Here is a 16,809-nt window from a genome sequence, read left to right as displayed (position 1 = left end):
CCGGCTCTGACCTGCCGTGCCGCGGGCCGTTCCGCGCGCCGCCCGGGGCGGGTGGGTGAGCCGCACTGGGGAGCGCCTGTGTGTTCGTACAGCTGCAGGCTCACTCCGCGGCCGAGGCGGCCTCGGCCACGATGCCCTTGGCGTCCGGGCCGGGGCCCGTGAGGGTGAGGGTGCCGCCCTGGATCTTCCAGCTGAGCGGGCTGCTTCCGAAGAGCTCGGTGAGGGCCCGCTCGACCTCGCCCTGCGCGCCCTGGCAGGCCATCCGGGTCGTCACCAGCGGCCCGAAGGTGAGCCGCGGGCCGTCGACCGTGGCCTTGGCGGAGAACCGGTTGCAGCCGAGGCTGCCGCCCGCGGACCCGTCGGCGGCGATCGTGAACCGCGCGCTGCCCTGCGCGTCGGCGGGTAGCGAGGCCGCGGTGTCGCCGCTGACCAGGGAGCTCACGATCCACGTGGTGGCGGTGAGCGGGGCGTCCGGGGTGCGGGGCTCCGTGGTCATGGTGACGCTGTCCCCCTCGGCGTTGCTGAGCGTGACGCGGCCGGGCTGTGCCTCGATGGTCAGTCGGCCCTGGAGCAGCCCCGCGAAGGCCGTCTCGAACGGCATGTCCTCGCAGGCCATCGCGGTGGTCGAGCCCGGCTTCACCGTCATCGCGGAAGCACTCTCGAAGGTGACCGCGGCGGTGAAGCCGTTGCAGCCGTAGTTGCCCGTGGCCTCGTAGGGGCGCCGGTCCCCGATGGTCAGCTGCGCAGCGGCGGGCGCGGGCAGGGTCTTCCCGTCCACGGTCAGGCTCTGCACCGACCAGGAGTGCCCGGCCGGGGCGGGCGGCATGAACGTGCCGCTCGGGGAGTGTCCCGCGCAGGCGGTGAGCGTGGGCGCGATGGTGAGTGCGAGGGCGGCGAGGACGTGCCGGTACGTACGCATGCCCCTGGGACGGATCCGCGCCGGAGCCGGTTCCGCCCGGCCCGGCCCCGTCCCGCTCAGGTCAGCTCATCAGCGGGAGCAGCGCCGACAGATCGGCCCGCTCGCCGCTCGCCCTGACCCGGGCCTCGTCCACCGCCTCGGCCCAGCCGGTACGCCCCGTGGCGAGCCGGATCCAGGTCAGCGGGTCGGTCTCCACCACGTTCGGCGGGGTGCCGCGGGTGTGCCGGGGCCCCTCGATGCACTGGACCACCGCGAAGGGCGGGACCCGTACCTCCACCGAGCCGCCCGGCGCCTTGACCGCGAGGGCGTCGGCGAGGAGGCGGCTACAGGCGGCCAGGGCCTGTCGCTCGATCGGGATGTCCAGCCCGGCGGCGCGGTTCAGGTCGTCGGTGTGGACCACGAGCTCGACGGTCCGGGTGACCAGGAAGTCGGCCAGGGTCATGTCGCCGATCCACAGGTCCAGCACGCGGCCGTCCCGGTTCGCCGCCAGCTCCTCGGCCATCCGGGCGCCGGCCCGCTCGTACAGCTCGGGCAGCGGGGCCCCGCTCAGGGTCTCCCTGGCCGCCTCGGAGATGTTCCCGGCGAGGGAGGCGGTGGCGAAGGGCCACTCGACGGCGGGCAGTTCGGCGACGGCGGCGGGCGGCCGGGCGAGGCCGGCGGCCAGCGAGTCGGCGATCCAGGCGATGTGCGCGGCGAGGTCGGCCACGCTCCAGTCCCCGAGCCCGCTGGGAAGTGCGAGCTGCTCGGGGCCCAACTCCCGTACGGCGCCGGTGACATGCGCGAACTGCGCGGTGACGGCCGTACGGATCTTCGCGGAGTCGTAGGTACGCGGCTTCTTCCTGGCGGGCGGCATGGGGCCGACCCTACGCCGCCGGGCGCGGCGCAGCCGCACACCGGCGGCCGAATCTCGACTGCCGGACCTCAGCGGCCGAACCCCGGCGGCACCTCGGGAAGGACGGTCTCGCAGCGCTGCCGGTCAGCGGAGCGCAGGGCGGCCTCCCGGGCCAGCGCGGCCAGTTCCCGGGGGTCGGCGAAGTCGAGACGCTCGTACTCGGAGGTGGCCGTGGCCCGGATGGAGGTCACCCCGGTGCCCTCGACCGCGGTGGCGCACTTCGCCGTCACCGCAACGCTGCGACCGCCGTCGTACTCGAACCGGCCGTCACCGGTGACGGGGCCCTTGGAGTTCTCCACGGTGAGCGAGAAGAACGCGTACATGTCCTCCTGGCCCTCGAACACCCCGGCCCGGCGCAGCACGCACTGGTTCCCCTGCCCGCTGCCGTCCACCTTGTCCGCGGGGCGGCCGAGGCGCATCACCCGTTCCGGGTCCACCAGGCCCTGGCAGGCCTCGATGATCTGCTTCCGGCTGTCCGCGCGGTCCATGCGGGTCAGGGTCCAGTCGTACAGGAACCAGCCGCCCACGCCCACGGCGGCCACGATCGCCAGCACCCCGACCGGACCGAGTCTTCGGCCTCTGTTCTCGGACATGTGTCCCCCCGTCGTCAGTGCGGGCATCATGCCGGAAACTACGAGCCCCCGTCCGGAGAACTCCGAACGGGGGCTCGTGCGCGAAGAGCGGTGATCAGGCGAGGAGCGCCGGGATCGTCCCCTCGTGGGCGGTACGGAGCTCGGCCAGGGGGAGCGTGAACTCGCCCTGGATCTCGATCTCCTCGCCGTCCACCACACCGATGCGCGCGGCCGGGAGGCCCCGGGCGCCGCACATGTCGGTGAAGCGGAGTTCCTCGCTGCGGGGGACGGACACGATGGCCCGGCCGGCCGACTCCGAGAACAGGAAGGTGAAGGCGTCCAGGCCCTCGGGCACCACGATCCGCGCACCGTTGCCGCCGCGCAGGCAGGACTCGGTGAGCGCCTGGATCACGCCGCCGTCGGACAGGTCGTGCGCGGCGTCGATCATGCCGTCGCGCGAGGCCGAGATCAGGATCTCGCCGAGCAGCTTCTCGCGGCCCAGGTCCACCTTCGGCGGCATGCCGCCCAGGTGGTTGTGGACGACCTCGGACCAGGCGGACCCGCCGAACTCCTCGGCCGTGTCGCCGAGCAGGTACAGCAGCTGGCCGGCCTCCGCGAACGCCATCGGCGTACGGCGGTTGACGTCGTCGATCACGCCGAGGACCGCCACGACCGGGGTCGGGTGGATCGCGGTCTCGCCGGTCTGGTTGTAGAGCGAGACGTTGCCGCCGGTCACCGGGGTGCCCAGCTCCAGGCAGCCGTCCGCGAGACCGCGGCAGGCCTCCGCGAACTGCCACATGACGTCCGGGTCCTCGGGGGAGCCGAAGTTCAGGCAGTCGGAGATCGCGAGGGGCTTGGCGCCGGTCGCGGCGACGTTGCGGTAGGACTCGGCCAGGGCCAGCTGCGCGCCCGTGTACGGGTCGAGCTTCGCGAAGCGGCCGTTGCCGTCGGTGGCCATGGCGACGCCGAGGTTGGATTCCTCGTCGATGCGGACCATGCCCGCGTCCTCGGGCTGCGACAGGACGGTGTTGCCCTGCACGAAGCGGTCGTACTGGTCGGTGATCCAGGACTTCGACGCCTGGTTCGGGGAGGAGACCAGGGCCAGGACCTGCGCGCGGAGCTCCTCGGAGGTCTGCGGGCGGGGCAGCTTGCCGGCGTCGTCCGCCTGGAGCGCGTCCTGCCAGGAGGGGCGCGCGTACGGGCGGTTGTAGACCGGGCCCTCGTGGGCGACGGTGCCCGGGGGCACGTCCACGATCTGCTCGCCGTGCCAGAAGATCTCCAGGCGCTCGCCGTCGGTCACCTCACCGATGACGGTGGCGATGACGTCCCACTTCTCGCAGATCTCCATGAAGCGGTCGACGTACTGCGGCTCGACGATCGCGCACATGCGCTCCTGCGACTCGCTCATGAGGATTTCCTCGGGCGAGAGCGTCGCGTCGCGCAGCGGGACGGTGTCGAGCTCGACGCGCATGCCGCCGGAGCCGGCGGAGGCGAGCTCGGAGGTCGCGCAGGAGAGCCCGGCGCCGCCGAGGTCCTGGATGCCCGCGACCAGCTTCTCCTTGAAGATCTCCAGGGTGCACTCGATGAGGAGCTTCTCCTGGAAGGGGTCGCCGACCTGGACGGCGGGGCGCTTGGTGGGCTTGGTGTCGTCGAAGGTCTCGGACGCGAGGACCGAGACGCCGCCGATGCCGTCGCCGCCGGTGCGGGCGCCGTAGAGGATGACCTTGTTGCCGGGGCCGGAGGCCTTGGCGAGGTGGATGTCCTCGTGCTTCATGACGCCGATGCAGCCGGCGTTGACCAGCGGGTTGCCCTGGTAGCAGGCGTCGAAGACGACCTCGCCGCCGATGTTGGGCAGGCCCAGGCAGTTGCCGTAGCCGCCGATGCCCGCGACCACGCCCGGCAGGACGCGCTTGGTGTCGGGGTGGTCGGCCGCGCCGAAGCGCAGCGGGTCCACGACGGCGACCGGGCGGGCGCCCATCGCGAGGATGTCGCGGACGATGCCGCCGATGCCGGTGGCCGCGCCCTGGTAGGGCTCGATGTACGAGGGGTGGTTGTGCGACTCGACCTTGAAGGTGACCGCGTAGCCCTGGCCGACGTCGACGACGCCGGCGTTCTCGCCGATGCCGACGAGCATGGCGTCGTTCTTGGGGGCCTTCTTGCCGAACTGGGCGAGGTGGACCTTGCTGCTCTTGTACGAGCAGTGCTCGGACCACATGACCGAGTACATGGCGAGCTCGGCGCCGGTGGGACGGCGGCCGAGGATCTCGCGGATCCGGGCGTACTCGTCCTCCTTGAGGCCGAGTTCCTTCCAGGGCTGGGAGGCGTCCGGGGTCTCGGTGGCGTTCTTGACGGTGTCGAGGCTCATGCGCTGACCAGCTTCTTCAGGACCGAGGTGAAGAACGGCAGGCCGTCGGTGCGGCCCGTCCCGATCAGGGGCTCGACCGCGTGCTCGGGGTGCGGCATGAGGCCGACGACGTTGCCCGCGGCGTTGGTGATGCCGGCGATGTCGCGCAGCGAACCGTTCGGGTTGACGTCGAGGTAGCGGAAGGCCACTCGGCCTTCGGCCTCCAGTTCGTCGAGCGTGCGCTCGTCGGCGACGTACCGGCCGTCCATGTTCTTGAGCGGTACGGAGATCTCCTGGCCGGCGGTGTAGTCGCCGGTCCACGCGGTCTCCGCGTTCTCCACCCGCAGCTTCTGGTCGCGGCAGATGAAGTGCAGGTGGTTGTTGCGGAGCATCGCCCCCGGCAGCAGGTGGGCCTCGGTGAGGACCTGGAAGCCGTTGCAGATGCCGAGGACGGGCATGCCGCCCTTGGCCTGCTCGATGATGGTCTCCATCACCGGCGAGAACCGGGAGATGGCTCCGGCGCGCAGATAGTCCCCGTAGGAGAACCCGCCCGCGAGGACGACCGCGTCGACCTGGTGCAGGTCCTTGTCGCGGTGCCAGAGCGAGACCGGCTCGGCCCCCGCGAGGCGGACGGCGCGCAGCGAGTCACGGTCGTCGAGCGTTCCGGGGAACGTGACGACTCCGATGCGTGTGGTCACCGTCAGGCCTCGACCTTCACGGTGAAGTCTTCGATGACGGTGTTGGCGAGGAACGTTTCGGCCATCTTGTGGATGCGGTCGAGGGCGGCCTGGTCGACCGGTCCCTCCACTTCCAGCTCGAAACGCTTCCCCTGGCGGACGTCGGCGATCCCATCGAAGCCCAGACGCGGCAGTGCACGCTGCACCGCCTGGCCCTGGGGGTCGAGGATCTCCGGCTTGAGCATGACGTCGACTACGACGCGTGCCACTGGCACTCCCGATGAGGTGGTTGGTGCGAAGGCGGTTCCCTCAGCGTACCCGGCCAAAATTTCTACGCGGGTAGATATCCCTTGGCCGCCATCTCCCGGCGGTTTCGGCTTCACCAACGCTTCGCAAAATCCACCGGAAAACCACGCGCTCGACATTGCGGTGGGACACGCGGAGAGAATTAACTGGGCTTCGCAATACAATGCGAATCGGGGTACAAAGGAATCCTCCGGGGCAGTGGCATTTGTCGCTTCGCGACGGGGGCGGAAAGTTGCATTGCTCCGAAACATCCACACAGGCGACATCACCGCACGTCAGGGCGGAGCGGTGTCGCACGAAGGGACCGATATACGTGGCGCAGCGCGTAGTAGTCACGATCTCCGACGACATCGACGGCGGAGAAGCGGCGGAAACGGTCACCTTCGGGCTGGACGGTAAGTCGTACGAGATCGACCTCAATCTGGCGAACGCAAAGAAACTGCGGAAGAGCCTCGCCCCCTTCGTGGCGGCGGGCCGTCGCCAGTCCCGTTCCGGGAAGACCTTCAAGCACACGGCCATCGCCCCGGACCCCGCGGTGGTGCGCGCCTGGGCGCGGTCGAACCAGCTCGACGTGCCGCCCCGCGGCCGGATCCCCAAGAAGGTCTACGAGGCGTACAACAGCGCCCACTGAGTGCCGATTTGCCATCCACCCCCATGGGTCCGCTAGTGTGTGGATCACGCCAAGGGGCCAGACCGCAGGTCAAAGCCTCGAAGGTCGTGCGGGTGTAGTTCAGTAGCAGAACGTCCCCCTTCCAGGGGGAAGGCGCAGTGTGCGATCCCTGTCACCCGCTCTGCACGCTTTACCGACCACTCCGGTGGATCGGGTAGAGTGATGCACGCATCGCAGCGACATTCGTGTCGCCGCAAGCATGCGGACGTAGCTCAGTTGGTAGAGCACCACCTTGCCAAGGTGGATGTCGCGCGTTCGAGTCGCGTCGTCCGCTCAGAGTGCAAAGGCCCTGATCATTGATCAGGGCCTTTGTCGTATGTCCCCGGCCTCAATGATCCCGGCGATCCCCGATGACAAATGTCATCGGGGGCCATGACACCGCCCACTCCCGTTCCGGCATGATCGCGGCGAGGCTTGGGGCATGAGGACGACGGGGGGACCGGGGCTGTGTCGAGGCTGACCGGATGGTGGAAGAACCGCAGCAGCGCGCAGAAGGTCGAGCTGTACACGCGCTGGTCCTTCCACTTCTTCATGGTGCTGGAAGGTTTCGCGGTCCTGCTCGGGCTCGTGCCCGAGGGCCGGGCCGCCCTCTTCTGGCTGCTGCCCGTCGGCGCGCAGGTCGTCCTGTGCGGGGTCCTGTCCTCCCGGGCGCTGGACTGGGTGCTCGGGCGCCGCGAGCGCCCCGTCCGGCTCGCCGTGACCCTCCTCGCACTGACCTGCGTACTGTCGGCCACCGCGCTGGTCCTGCGGTCCGCCGGCACCATCACCCACGACGGCGTGACCCCGACCCTCGTCGCCAACATGGTGGCCTTCGCCACCGGTTCCCTGACGCTGAGCCTGCGCAAGGTCCGCCACATGACCTACGTCGCACCCGGCGCGGCCCTGGCGACGGCGTTCGCGGCCCTGGCCGCCGGCAACCCCGGCGGGGAGGCCGTCGGCTACGGGGTCGGCATCCTCGTGACCAGCGGATTGCTCGCCGGGGCCTGCGGTTTCTCGTCCTGGCTGCTGAAGACGGTCTACGAGCTGGACCACGCCCGGGAGCTCCAGGCCCAGCTGGCGGTGGCCGAGGAGCGGCTGCGCTTCGGCCGGGACCTGCACGACGTGATGGGCCGCAACCTCGCGGTGATCGCGCTCAAGAGCGAGCTGGCGGTCCAGTTGGCCCGGCGCGGGCGCCCCGAGGCGGTGGACCAGATGGTCGAGGTGCAGCGGATCGCCCGGGAGTCGCAGAAGGAGGTCCGGGACGTGGTCCGCGGATACCGGGAGGCGGACCTCGCGGCGGAACTGGAAGGCGCGCGCGGGGTGCTGTCCGCGGCCGGAATGGACTGCCGGGTCGAGATGGAGGCGGGAGGCGCGCTGCCCTCCGAGGTGCAGTCGGCGCTCGGCTGGGTGGTGCGCGAGGCGACGACGAACGTGCTGCGGCACGGGGACGCGCGCAACTGCGTGATCCGCCTCACGGAGACGGCCCCCGAGGCGGGGGCCCCGGCCCGGCTGACGCTGCTGGTGGAGAACGACGGCGCCCCCGAGGCGCCGGCCGGGCCGCCGGGCTCGGGACTCACCGGGCTGCGGGAGCGGCTCGCGGTGGTGGACGGCACGCTGGACGCCGGCCCGGTGGGCGGCGGCCGGTACCGGCTGACGGCCGTGGTCCCGGGCCGGGAACTGCAACGACTGGAGGCGCGGGCATGAGCCCCGTACGCGTACTGCTGGCCGACGACGAGCACCTGATCCGGGGCGCGCTCGCCGCGCTGCTGGCCCTGGAGGACGATCTGCTGGTCGTCGCCGAGGCGGCCACAGGGCCGGAGGCGCTCGCCATGGCGCGGGCCCACCGGCCGGACGTGGCGGTGCTGGATCTGCAGATGCCGGGGGCGGACGGTGTGAGCGTGGCCACATCCCTGCGGGCCGAACTCCCCGACTGCAAGGTCATGATCGTGACGAGTCACGGACGCCCCGGGCACCTGAAGCGGGCCCTCGCCGCGGGCGTGCGGGCCTTCGCCCCGAAGACGGTTTCGGCGCAGCGGCTGGCCGAGCTGATCCGTACCGTGCAGGCCGGAGGCCGTTATGTGGACCCGGAGTTGGCGGCAGACGCGATCAGCGCGGGGGACTCTCCGCTGACCGCCCGCGAGGCAGAGGTCCTGGAACTCGCGGGGGACGGAGCCCCGATCGCGGAGATCGCGGAGCGGGCCTCGCTGTCGCAGGGGACGGTGCGCAACTACCTGTCCTCGGCGGCGACGAAGCTGGGTGCGGAGAACCGTCACACGGCAGTGCGTCTCGCACGCGAGCGAGGTTGGGTATAGTAGGTCTCGCGTTACGGCGCATGCGGACATAGCTCAGTTGGTAGAGCACCACCTTGCCAAGGTGGATGTCGCGCGTTCGAGTCGCGTTGTCCGCTCTGTAATGCAAGAAGCCCCCCGGTCCTCGGACCGGGGGGCTTCTTCGTGTCTCAGGACCAGGTCTGGCCGGTGAGCCGCTCGTACGCCTCGACGTACTTGGCGCGGGTCTGCTCGACGACCTCCTGCGGGAGGACCGGCGGCGGGAGTTCGCCCTTGGAGCTCCAGCCGGAGGCGGGGGAGGCGAGCCAGTCGCGCACGTACTGCTTGTCGAAGGAGGGCTGGCTGTGGCCCGGCTCCCACAGGTCGGCGGGCCAGAAGCGGGAGGAGTCCGGGGTCAGCACCTCGTCGGCGGCGACGAGCGTGCCGTCGGGCGCGAAGCCGAACTCGAACTTGGTGTCCGCCAGGATGATCCCGCGGTCGCGGGCGATGTCCCGGGCGCGGCCGTACACGGCCAGGGTGGTCTGGCGCAGCCGCGCGGCCGTCTCGGCGCCGGTGGTGCGCGCGACCTCCTCGTACGAGACGTTCTCGTCGTGGTCGCCGACCTCGGCCTTGGCGGCCGGGGTGAAGATCGGGGCGGGCAGCTCGGAGCCGTCCACGAGGCCCTCGGGGAGGGCGAGTCCGCAGACCGTACGGGTCTGCTTGTACTCGGCGAGGCCGGAGCCGGTGAGGTAGCCGCGGGCCACGCACTCGACCGGGACCATCTCCAGGTTCTGGCAGACCAGGGTGCGGCCGGCCCAGTCGGCGGGGGCGCCGGCGGGCAGTTCGGTGCTGATCACGTGGTTCGGGACGAGGTCCGCGAGCTGTTCGAACCACCAGAGGGAGAGCTGCGTGAGGATGCGGCCCTTGTCCGGGATCTCGGTGGGCAGCACCCAGTCGGCGGCGGAGATGCGGTCGCTGGCGACCATGACGAGGTTGCCGTCCTCGTCGCGGTAGAGGTCGCGGACCTTGCCGGTGTGGAGGTGGACGAGGCCGGGCACCTGGACCGGCTCGGGCTTTTCGACGAATCCGGGCACGGAGTCTCCCTGTGTGTCTGTACGAGCGACGAGCGCTGGCTCATTCTCCCGCACGGGAGCCGGTGCCCCTGGCAGGGGGGTCAGTCGCGCTTGCAGATCCGGTCGAGGAGATTGGCGGTGGCCCGCTGGACCCGCTCGTCCACGTGACCGGGCCGGTCCAGGGCCGGTGACCAGGCGAAGGTGCCGGAGGCGAAGACGAGTGCGCCGCTGGGTGCCCGGTACAGCGAGGTCTCCTGGTGGCGGCGGTGGCCCTCGCTGTCCTCGTACGGGGAGTGCGCGAGCAGGATCCGGTCCTGGTGCTCGGGGAGCTGGGTGCGCGGGAAGTACCGGTCGGCCTCGCCCGCGACCAGGCCGGGCAGCTCGTCGTTCTCGGCGGCTCCGGTGGAGTCCCAGAGCCAGTGGGTGGCGTTGCGCACGATCAGGGGCGCGGGCTCGGGGACGCGTCCCGCGTACTGGATGCCGAGCAGTTGCTGCTCCGGGCGGTCCACTTCGCGCCAGAGGCTGGGGCGGCCGGGGCCGCGGCGTTTTCGGCAGGTGAGGAGCCGGTCGGCGACCCCGGAGGGGGAGGGGGCCAGCTCGACCTGCCAGTACATGGTGTTGGCGGAGAGGAAGACGAGGGAGGTGCCGTGGTCGCGGGCCCGCTCGACGGTACGGCGCATGGGCGCCGACCAGTACTCGTCGTGGCCGGGGAAGACCAGGCCGCGGTAGCGGGCGGGGTCGATGCGGCCGGCGTGCAGGTCGCGGGTGTCGGCGTAGGCGAGGTCGTAGCCGTAGCGCTCGGCCCAGCGGATGAAGTCGTAGGCGTGGCCGACGTGCAGGGGAAGGCCCGCGCCCGCGTAGGGGCGGTCGAAGGAGACGGTGATGGCCGCGTCCTGCTCGCCGAGGAGGCGGCCCTCGTCGTCCCAGGCGTGGTAGAGGCTGGCGCCGGTCCGGCCGTCCTCGGGGTAGAGGTTGTAGGCCTGCCAGGTGATGTCGGGCAGCAGCAGGAGCAGGTCGGCGGGGTGGTCGTCGCGGACCGTGAAGGGGATGTGGGAGCGGTAGCCGTCGGCGGTGGTGAGGACGGCCACGTACGCGCCGATGCTCCAGTAGGAGGGGACCTGGAGCCGCCAGGAGAGCCACCAGTGGTGGCAGGAGACGGTGCGGTCGGCGGTGAGGGGGGCCGGCTGGACGATGCCGGACAGCCGGGGGCTGGTGGTGATCTTGGAGGCGCCGTCGCCGCCGTAGTGGCCGATGCGGTAGACGTCGACGGAGAACTGCTGGGGCGGGTCGACGGTGATGTGGAAGTCGATGGCCTCGCCGGGCGCGACGGCTCCGGTGGAGGCGAACCCCTTGATCTGACGGTGCACGTCGTCGGCGGTGCGCGGGCCGCCGCTGCCGCGGACGCGGGGGCTCTGGCCTGCGGCCACCACGGGGTCGACGTACCAGGGGACGACCTGCCCGGTGTCGTCGAAGTACAGCTCGCTGCCCCGGAACCACGGCAGGGGGCCCTGCCCGAAGGGGTCGGTCACCGCGTGCGCGAGCGCACCTGACTCCCAACGCCGGATCTGCTCCGCGCTCATACCGCACCCCTCCCTCGCGCCCCCGAACGTCGCGACCGGTCCCAGCACATCACATAACGCACGCAGTCCGTCACCGTTCGTCGCGAATTGACGAGACCGGAACATTGAAATCCGGTTCTGTGTACGAAGACTTACCCGCGCGGGGGGGCATGGGGGACCGTCAGACGAGGCGAACCGTCACACCAGGCGGACCGGCTTCTCCGGGCGGACGCCGACCGCGGCGAGCCAGTCGCGCAGGGGCTCGGGGTCGCCGTCCTCCACCAGGCACAGCACGCGCGGCGCCAGATCGGCCCGCCGCTCGCCGCCGACCAGCAGCACCGGGCCGTCGAGCCAGTCCAGCCCCGGGGCGGCCCCGGCCGAATCCACGGCCGCGCAGCACACCATCGCCGTCACGTGATCGGCCAGCAGGTCACGCCCGCTGCGCGGCGGCTGGAGCGGGAACAGCGGCAGGGTGTGCGCACCCCGCGCCTTCACCCCGGCGGATCCCGCGGCCGAGTCGGCCCGCTCCTCCCGCGCGAGGTCTCCGCTGAGCCGGCCGGCCAACGCCTCCCCGGCCGTGCCCGTGCCACCGGTGTCGGAGAGGAAGCCCAGCACCCGCTCCACCGTGGAAGCGGCCGGGGTGGACAGTGCGTCCAGCGCGGCGAGCAACCGCGCCGCCTCCGTACGCCACTTGCGGTCCACGACCTCTTCCGGATACGCCGCCCAGTCCACCGGCGACCAGTCCGGCCCGGCCTCGGCCGGACCGCCGTGGAAGAGCCGCGCGGCCAGCAGCGAAGTCGCCTCGTCGACCGTCCCCGGCTGCTCCAGCAGGTCGCACGCCGGGCGCTCGCCCAGCCGCGAGGTGAACCCCTCGGCCAACCGGTCCCGCCGGGACAGCTCGGTCAGCGCCGAGACCACTCCCGCATCGAGGTGCGCCGGCCACCGGCCCATCCGCCAGGCGGGCAGCGCGACCCGGGTCAGCAGCCGGTCCCAGCCCGCGTAGGCCAGGCCGACCTGCTCCTGGGCGACGATGCGCAGCCCGTAGTCCACACCGTGCGCACGCTCGGACGCGGCGGCGGCGACCCCGCGCTCCATCTCGGCGGCGTCCACCCGGCACAGCCGCAGCAGCAGCCGGGCGGGGGCGGCGATCCAGCCCAGGCCGCGCCGGTTGCCCACGTCGACCGCGGCGTCGAGGCCCCGTACGAAACCACGCGCATCGGCTATGTCCGGGTGCGCGGAAGGGCCCGTACCGGCAACGACGGGCGCGAGTACGGCCCGTAGCTCCGCGACCCGCATCCACCACAGGAACGGCGAGCCGATCACCAGCACCGGTGCCGCGCCGGGCTCGGACTCCGGACCGGGCGCTGCGGCTATGCCGGCGGACGTCCGCGCGCCGCCCCGGCGGTGCGCCGCATGGGTGCGGTCCTCCAGCCAGCTGTCGCAGTCCGGGGTCAGCGCTATCGCGGAGGGGGCCGGGACGTCCATCCGGTCCGCCAAGTCCCGCACGAGCCGGTAGAGATCCGGCGCGGCGGCCTCCGACAGCGGCACCGTCGGCGTCACGGCAGGGCTCGCCCGCAGCACCACGGCGGCGAAGATCCCGCCGACCAGCAGCACCAGCGCGGCGACCGCGCACACGACGAGGGTCACCGCCGGCCAGGGGTCACCGGCCAGCCGGCCCGTCATCCGGGCGCTCACCAGCACCACCGCGAAGGCGGCGGGCAGCAGCCCGAGGGCCAGCGCCCTGCTGCGCACGCGCAGCACGGCAAGGGCCCGGGAGCGCGCGGACGGCGCGCCCACTTCCACGATCGAACCGGTTCCGGACACGGCCGGACCTCACCCCCTCTGCCCTGCGGCGGCTTTGCTCACTCCCCCACTGTGACACCAGCCACTGACATCGCAATGCCGGTGGGCCAAGTGCCGGAATGCTTCCGCCGCACCATAGTTGGGGCGCGGGCGGGCGTCAGGCGGACCGGGTGACGATCACCCGATGGAATGGCTTTGGGTAAAGGTGGATGCGCTCGAACGCTGCCGGAGGCAGTCGCGTGCGGCCACGCGCGCGGGCCCGGCCGCACCGTGTGCGTACCGGGCCCGCGCGGGTGCTGAGCCGCCGGTCAGCGGCCTTCGGCCGCCTTGGCCGCGATGTCCGTACGGTGCTGCGAGCCGTCGAGCCTGATGCGGCCGAGCGCCTTATACGCCTTCTCGCGCGCCTGTGCCAGGTCGGAGCCGGTCGCCGTCACCGACAGCACGCGGCCGCCCGCGCTGACGACCGCGTCGCCCTCGCGCCGGGTGCCGGCGTGCAGCACGTACGCGTCGGGGGCGTCCTGTTCGGCCACCTCGGCCAGGCCCTCGATCGGGTCCCCGGTGCGCGGGGTCTGCGGGTAGTTGTGCGAGGCGATGACCACCGTGACGGCGGCGTCCTCGCTCCAGCTCAGCGGCGGTTCGGCGGCCAGGGTGCCGTTGGCCGCGTTCAGCAGCACGCTCGCGAGCGGGGTGCGCAGCCGGGCCAGGACCACCTGGGTCTCGGGGTCGCCGAAGCGGGCGTTGAACTCGATGACCCGGGTCCCGCGGCTGGTGATGGCGAGGCCCGCGTAGAGCAGCCCGGAGAAGGGCGTGCCGCGGTGGCGCAGCTCGTCCACGGTCGGCTGGAGGACCAGCTCCATGACCTCGTCGACCAGCTTGGGGTCGGCCCAGGGCAGCGGGGAGTACGCGCCCATGCCACCGGTGTTGGGGCCCTCGTCCCCGTCCAGCGCGCGCTTGAAGTCCTGCGCGGGCTGGAGCGGCAGCACGGTGACGCCGTCGGTGATGGCGAACAGCGAGACCTCGGGGCCGTCGAGGAACTCCTCGATGACCACCCGGTCGCAGCCGAGCGCGTGCGCGCGGGCGGCGGCCCGGTCCTCGGTGACCACGACGCCCTTGCCGGCGGCGAGGCCGTCGTCCTTGACGACGTACGGGGCGCCGAAGGCGTCGAGGGCCGCGTCCACCTCCTCCGGGGTGGTGCACACGTAGCTGCGCGCGGTCGGGACCCCGGCCGCGGCCATCACGTCCTTGGCGAAGGCCTTGGAGCCCTCCAGCTGGGCCGCCTCGCCGGACGGGCCGAAGACGGGGATGCCGGCGGCGCGCACGGCGTCGGCGACGCCGGCGACGAGCGGGGCCTCCGGGCCGACGACGACCAGGTCGGCGCCGAGTTCGGTGGCGAGAGCGGCCACGGCGTCACCGTCGAGGGCGTCGACCGGGCGCAGCTCGGCCACCTCTGCGATGCCGGCGTTGCCGGGGGCGCAGTACAGCGCGTTGACGTCGGGGTCGAGGGACAGAGAGCGGCACAGGGCATGTTCGCGGGCGCCGCCGCCGATGACGAGGACCTTCACGCTGCTCAGCCTAGCCCGCGCGGCCGGTTCCCTTTCGTGCGGCCACCCAATCCTGGGCCGCTACTCGTTCGTGTATTCCTCCACAACGGTGGCTCCGAGCTCGCGCACGATGAGGTCGTGTCCGGTCAGCGCGCTCTCGACCAGATCGGGATCGTCCTCTTCCGGTACGTCGTCCTCGGGCGCGACCGGCGGGGGCGCCTGCTGTACGGGCGGCTGCGGCGCGGGGGCGGGCTGCTGCGGCTGGTACTGCGGGGCGTGCGGTGCGGGGGCCTGCTGCACCGGGGGCGGCGGGCTGTAGGCGGGGGCGGGCGGTGCGGCGTAGGAGGACGTCTGGAGCGGGGCGGGTGCTCCGCCGCCCACGACGGCGTCGATCTTCCAGTTGACCTGGAACTGCTCGGCCAGGACCGCCTTGAGCACCTCCTCGCTGCCGCTGCTCGCGAAGTTGTCGCGGGCGCCGGCATTGGGGAAGCCGAGCTGGAGGGTGGTGCCGTCGAAGCCGGCGACCTGGGCGTTCTGGCTGAGCAGGATCCAGGTGAAGCGGCGGCGGTTCTTGACGGCCTCCAGGACGGAGGGCCACATCGCCTGGACCTGCCCTGCGCCGGCGGCCATGCCGGGCGACGGCGCGGCGGCGGCCGGGGCGGGCGCGGGGGCGGCGGCCACGGGGGCCGGGGCCGGGGCGGCGGCCTGCGGGGCGGAACCCTGCCCGGCGGCGCTGGGCCAGGCACCGGGGGCGGCGCCACCGCCGGGCTGGGCGGCGCCGGGCCACGCGCCGGGCGCGGGCGCGGCGGGGGCCGGGGCCGCGGGGGCCGGGGCGGGCGCCTCGGGCGCGGGGGCCCGTACGGCGACGGGCGCGGGAGCCGCGGCGGGGGCGACGGGCGCGGGGGGAGCGACCGGGGCGGCGGGAGCCGCGTGCGCGGGCGGGGCCATGACGTGCGCCTCGGGGCCGGGGACGTAGGCCATGGCGGGCGGGGCGGCCGGCGCGGCCACGAACCCGGCGGGCGGGCCGCTGCGCTCCAGGCGGTCGAGCCGGGCCTGGAAGGACCGCTCGTCGCTGAAAGCGGCGGGCAGCAGCACCCGGGCGCAGATCAGCTCCAGCTGCAGGCGGGGCGAGGTCGCGCCGCGCATCTCGGTGAGTCCGGTGTTGACCAGGTCGGCCGCGCGCGACAGCTCGGCGGCGCCGAAGACGGAGGCCTGGGCCTGCATCCGCTCCACGACATCGGCGGGGGCGTCGATCAGCCCCTTCTCCCCGGCGTCGGGCACGGCGGCCAGGATCACCAGGTCGCGCAGGCGCTCCAGCAGGTCGGCGACGAAGCGGCGCGGGTCGTTGCCGCCCTCGACGACGCGGTCGACGACCTCGAAGGCGGCCGCGCCGTCCCCGGCGGCGAAGGCGTCGATGACGGCGTCGAGCAGGGACCCCTCGGTGTAGCCGAGCAGGGAGGTCGCCATGGCATACGTCACACCCTGGTCGGCGGCGCCGGCGAGCAGCTGGTCCATGACGGACATCGAGTCACGCACGGAGCCGGCGCCGGCCCGCACGACCAGCGGCAGCACGCCGTCCTCGACCTTGGCGCCCTCGCGTCCGCAGACCTCGCCGAGGTAGTCGCGCAGGGTGCCGGGCGGGACGAGCCGGAAGGGGTAGTGGTGGGTCCGGGAGCGGATGGTCCCGATCACCTTCTCCGGCTCGGTGGTGGCGAAGATGAACTTGAGGTGCTCCGGCGGCTCCTCGACGACCTTCAGCAGGGCGTTGAAGCCCGCCGAGGTGACCATGTGGGCCTCGTCGATGATGTAGATCTTGTACCGGCTGGAGGCGGGGCCGAAGAAGGCCTTCTCGCGCAGGTCGCGGGCGTCGTCCACACCACCGTGCGAGGCGGCGTCGATCTCGATGACGTCGATGGAGCCCGGCCCGTTGCGCGCCAGGTCCCGGCAGGACTGGCACTCCCCGCAGGGGGTCGGGGTGGGACCCTGCTCACAGTTCAGGCAGCGGGCGAGGATGCGCGCGCTGGTGGTCTTGCCACAGCCGCGGGGGCCGCTGAACAGGTACGCGTGATTGACCCGGTTGTTCCGCAGGGCCTGCATCAGCGGTGCAGTGACATGCTCCTGCCCGATGACCTCGGCGAACGACTCGGGGCGATAGCGGCGGTACAGCGCAAGGGACGACACGTCTACGAGGTTATCCGGGCCCGCCG

The 16,809-nt window shown here is 72.5% G+C and carries 14 protein-coding genes and 3 tRNA genes; 6 read left to right on the top strand and 11 right to left on the bottom strand.

The features are described 5' to 3' along the window. Positions 1-100 precede the first annotated feature (100 nt). The 6 genes from ACZ7GJ_RS19915 to purS form a co-directional block, all read right to left on the bottom strand. Positions 101-919: an META domain-containing protein gene (locus ACZ7GJ_RS19915; RefSeq protein ID WP_470753318.1), complete on the bottom strand. Its 819-nt coding sequence runs from the start codon at positions 917-919 to the stop codon at positions 101-103. A gap of 61 nt (positions 920-980) precedes the next feature. Then, complete coding sequence (locus ACZ7GJ_RS19910) at positions 981-1,772, bottom strand: maleylpyruvate isomerase family mycothiol-dependent enzyme (RefSeq protein WP_470753316.1); 792 nt, start codon at positions 1,770-1,772, stop codon at positions 981-983. Positions 1,773-1,840: 68 nt separating this feature from the next. Next, positions 1,841-2,404: a hypothetical protein gene (locus ACZ7GJ_RS19905; RefSeq protein ID WP_470753314.1), complete on the bottom strand. Its 564-nt coding sequence runs from the start codon at positions 2,402-2,404 to the stop codon at positions 1,841-1,843. A 94-nt stretch (positions 2,405-2,498) separates the two neighbouring features. After that, positions 2,499-4,748, bottom strand: a complete 2,250-nt coding sequence (gene purL / locus ACZ7GJ_RS19900; RefSeq protein WP_365924489.1) for a phosphoribosylformylglycinamidine synthase subunit PurL — start codon at positions 4,746-4,748, stop codon at positions 2,499-2,501. Further along, positions 4,745-5,425: a phosphoribosylformylglycinamidine synthase subunit PurQ gene (gene purQ, locus ACZ7GJ_RS19895; RefSeq protein ID WP_384585275.1), complete on the bottom strand. Its 681-nt coding sequence runs from the start codon at positions 5,423-5,425 to the stop codon at positions 4,745-4,747. The genes purL and purQ overlap by 4 nt, the downstream gene beginning before the upstream one ends. A gap of 2 nt (positions 5,426-5,427) precedes the next feature. Next, on the bottom strand, positions 5,428-5,673 hold the full coding sequence (purS, locus tag ACZ7GJ_RS19890; RefSeq protein WP_042801325.1) for a phosphoribosylformylglycinamidine synthase subunit PurS: 246 nt from the start codon (positions 5,671-5,673) through the stop codon (positions 5,428-5,430). A 350-nt stretch (positions 5,674-6,023) separates the two neighbouring features. On the opposite strand from purS, the gene ACZ7GJ_RS19885 reads away from it, so the two are divergent. The 6 genes from ACZ7GJ_RS19885 (at position 6,024) to ACZ7GJ_RS19860 (ending at position 8,766) form a co-directional block, all read left to right on the top strand. Continuing rightward, positions 6,024-6,341, top strand: coding sequence for a histone-like nucleoid-structuring protein Lsr2 (locus ACZ7GJ_RS19885; protein WP_470753308.1), 318 nt, complete (start codon positions 6,024-6,026; stop codon positions 6,339-6,341). Positions 6,342-6,429: 88 nt separating this feature from the next. Beyond that, positions 6,430-6,501: transfer RNA gene (locus ACZ7GJ_RS19880), tRNA-Gly, on the top strand. An 80-nt stretch (positions 6,502-6,581) separates the two neighbouring features. Then, positions 6,582-6,654, top strand: a tRNA-Gly gene (locus ACZ7GJ_RS19875). A gap of 173 nt (positions 6,655-6,827) precedes the next feature. Beyond that, positions 6,828-8,063, top strand: coding sequence for a sensor histidine kinase (locus tag ACZ7GJ_RS19870; RefSeq protein WP_470753306.1), 1,236 nt, complete (start codon positions 6,828-6,830; stop codon positions 8,061-8,063). Next, entirely contained in the window at positions 8,060-8,671 is a 612-nt protein-coding gene (locus ACZ7GJ_RS19865) for a response regulator (RefSeq protein WP_393817870.1), read from the top strand. The genes ACZ7GJ_RS19870 and ACZ7GJ_RS19865 overlap by 4 nt, the downstream gene beginning before the upstream one ends. A 22-nt stretch (positions 8,672-8,693) precedes the next feature. Then, positions 8,694-8,766 (top strand) — tRNA-Gly (locus ACZ7GJ_RS19860). A gap of 51 nt (positions 8,767-8,817) precedes the next feature. Here ACZ7GJ_RS19860 and ACZ7GJ_RS19855 read toward each other — a convergent pair. The 5 genes from ACZ7GJ_RS19855 to ACZ7GJ_RS19835 all read right to left on the bottom strand — a co-directional run bounded on the left by ACZ7GJ_RS19855 (position 8,818) and on the right by ACZ7GJ_RS19835 (position 16,783). After that, entirely contained in the window at positions 8,818-9,720 is a 903-nt protein-coding gene (locus ACZ7GJ_RS19855) for a phosphoribosylaminoimidazolesuccinocarboxamide synthase (RefSeq protein ID WP_470753304.1), read from the bottom strand. Between the two features lie 80 nt (positions 9,721-9,800). Further along, positions 9,801-11,279 carry a N,N-dimethylformamidase beta subunit family domain-containing protein gene (locus tag ACZ7GJ_RS19850; protein ID WP_470753303.1) on the bottom strand — a complete coding sequence of 493 codons (1,479 nt, stop codon included), beginning with the start codon at positions 11,277-11,279 and terminating at the stop codon, positions 9,801-9,803. Between the two features lie 177 nt (positions 11,280-11,456). Next, positions 11,457-13,082, bottom strand: coding sequence for a M48 family metalloprotease (locus ACZ7GJ_RS19845; RefSeq protein ID WP_470753302.1), 1,626 nt, complete (start codon positions 13,080-13,082; stop codon positions 11,457-11,459). Positions 13,083-13,369: 287 nt separating this feature from the next. Next, the gene (gene purD / locus ACZ7GJ_RS19840) at positions 13,370-14,623 is read right to left on the bottom strand and encodes a phosphoribosylamine--glycine ligase (RefSeq protein ID WP_470753300.1); all 1,254 of its coding nucleotides are present in this window, start codon (positions 14,621-14,623) and stop codon (positions 13,370-13,372) included. A gap of 60 nt (positions 14,624-14,683) precedes the next feature. Next, positions 14,684-16,783 carry a DNA polymerase III subunit gamma and tau gene (locus ACZ7GJ_RS19835; protein WP_470753299.1) on the bottom strand — a complete coding sequence of 700 codons (2,100 nt, stop codon included), beginning with the start codon at positions 16,781-16,783 and terminating at the stop codon, positions 14,684-14,686. Positions 16,784-16,809 lie beyond the last annotated feature (26 nt).

The sequence above is a fragment of the Streptomyces sp. NPDC037242 genome (assembly GCF_055604165.1).
This window is presented reverse-complemented; position numbering and strand designations above follow the sequence as displayed.

Bases quoted from the DNA above. Each gene is read 5' to 3' on its own strand.
- ACZ7GJ_RS19865 (WP_393817870.1), top strand. From the start codon at position 8,060: ATGAGCCCCGTACGCGTACTGCTGGCCGACGACGAGCACCTGATCCGG.
- ACZ7GJ_RS19915 (WP_470753318.1), bottom strand. From the start codon at position 919: ATGCGTACGTACCGGCACGTCCTCGCCGCCCTCGCACTCACCATCGCG.
- ACZ7GJ_RS19850 (WP_470753303.1), bottom strand. From the start codon at position 11,279: ATGAGCGCGGAGCAGATCCGGCGTTGGGAGTCAGGTGCGCTCGCGCAC.
- ACZ7GJ_RS19910 (WP_470753316.1), bottom strand. From the start codon at position 1,772: ATGCCGCCCGCCAGGAAGAAGCCGCGTACCTACGACTCCGCGAAGATC.
- purL (WP_365924489.1), bottom strand. From the start codon at position 4,748: ATGAGCCTCGACACCGTCAAGAACGCCACCGAGACCCCGGACGCCTCC.
- ACZ7GJ_RS19905 (WP_470753314.1), bottom strand. From the start codon at position 2,404: ATGTCCGAGAACAGAGGCCGAAGACTCGGTCCGGTCGGGGTGCTGGCG.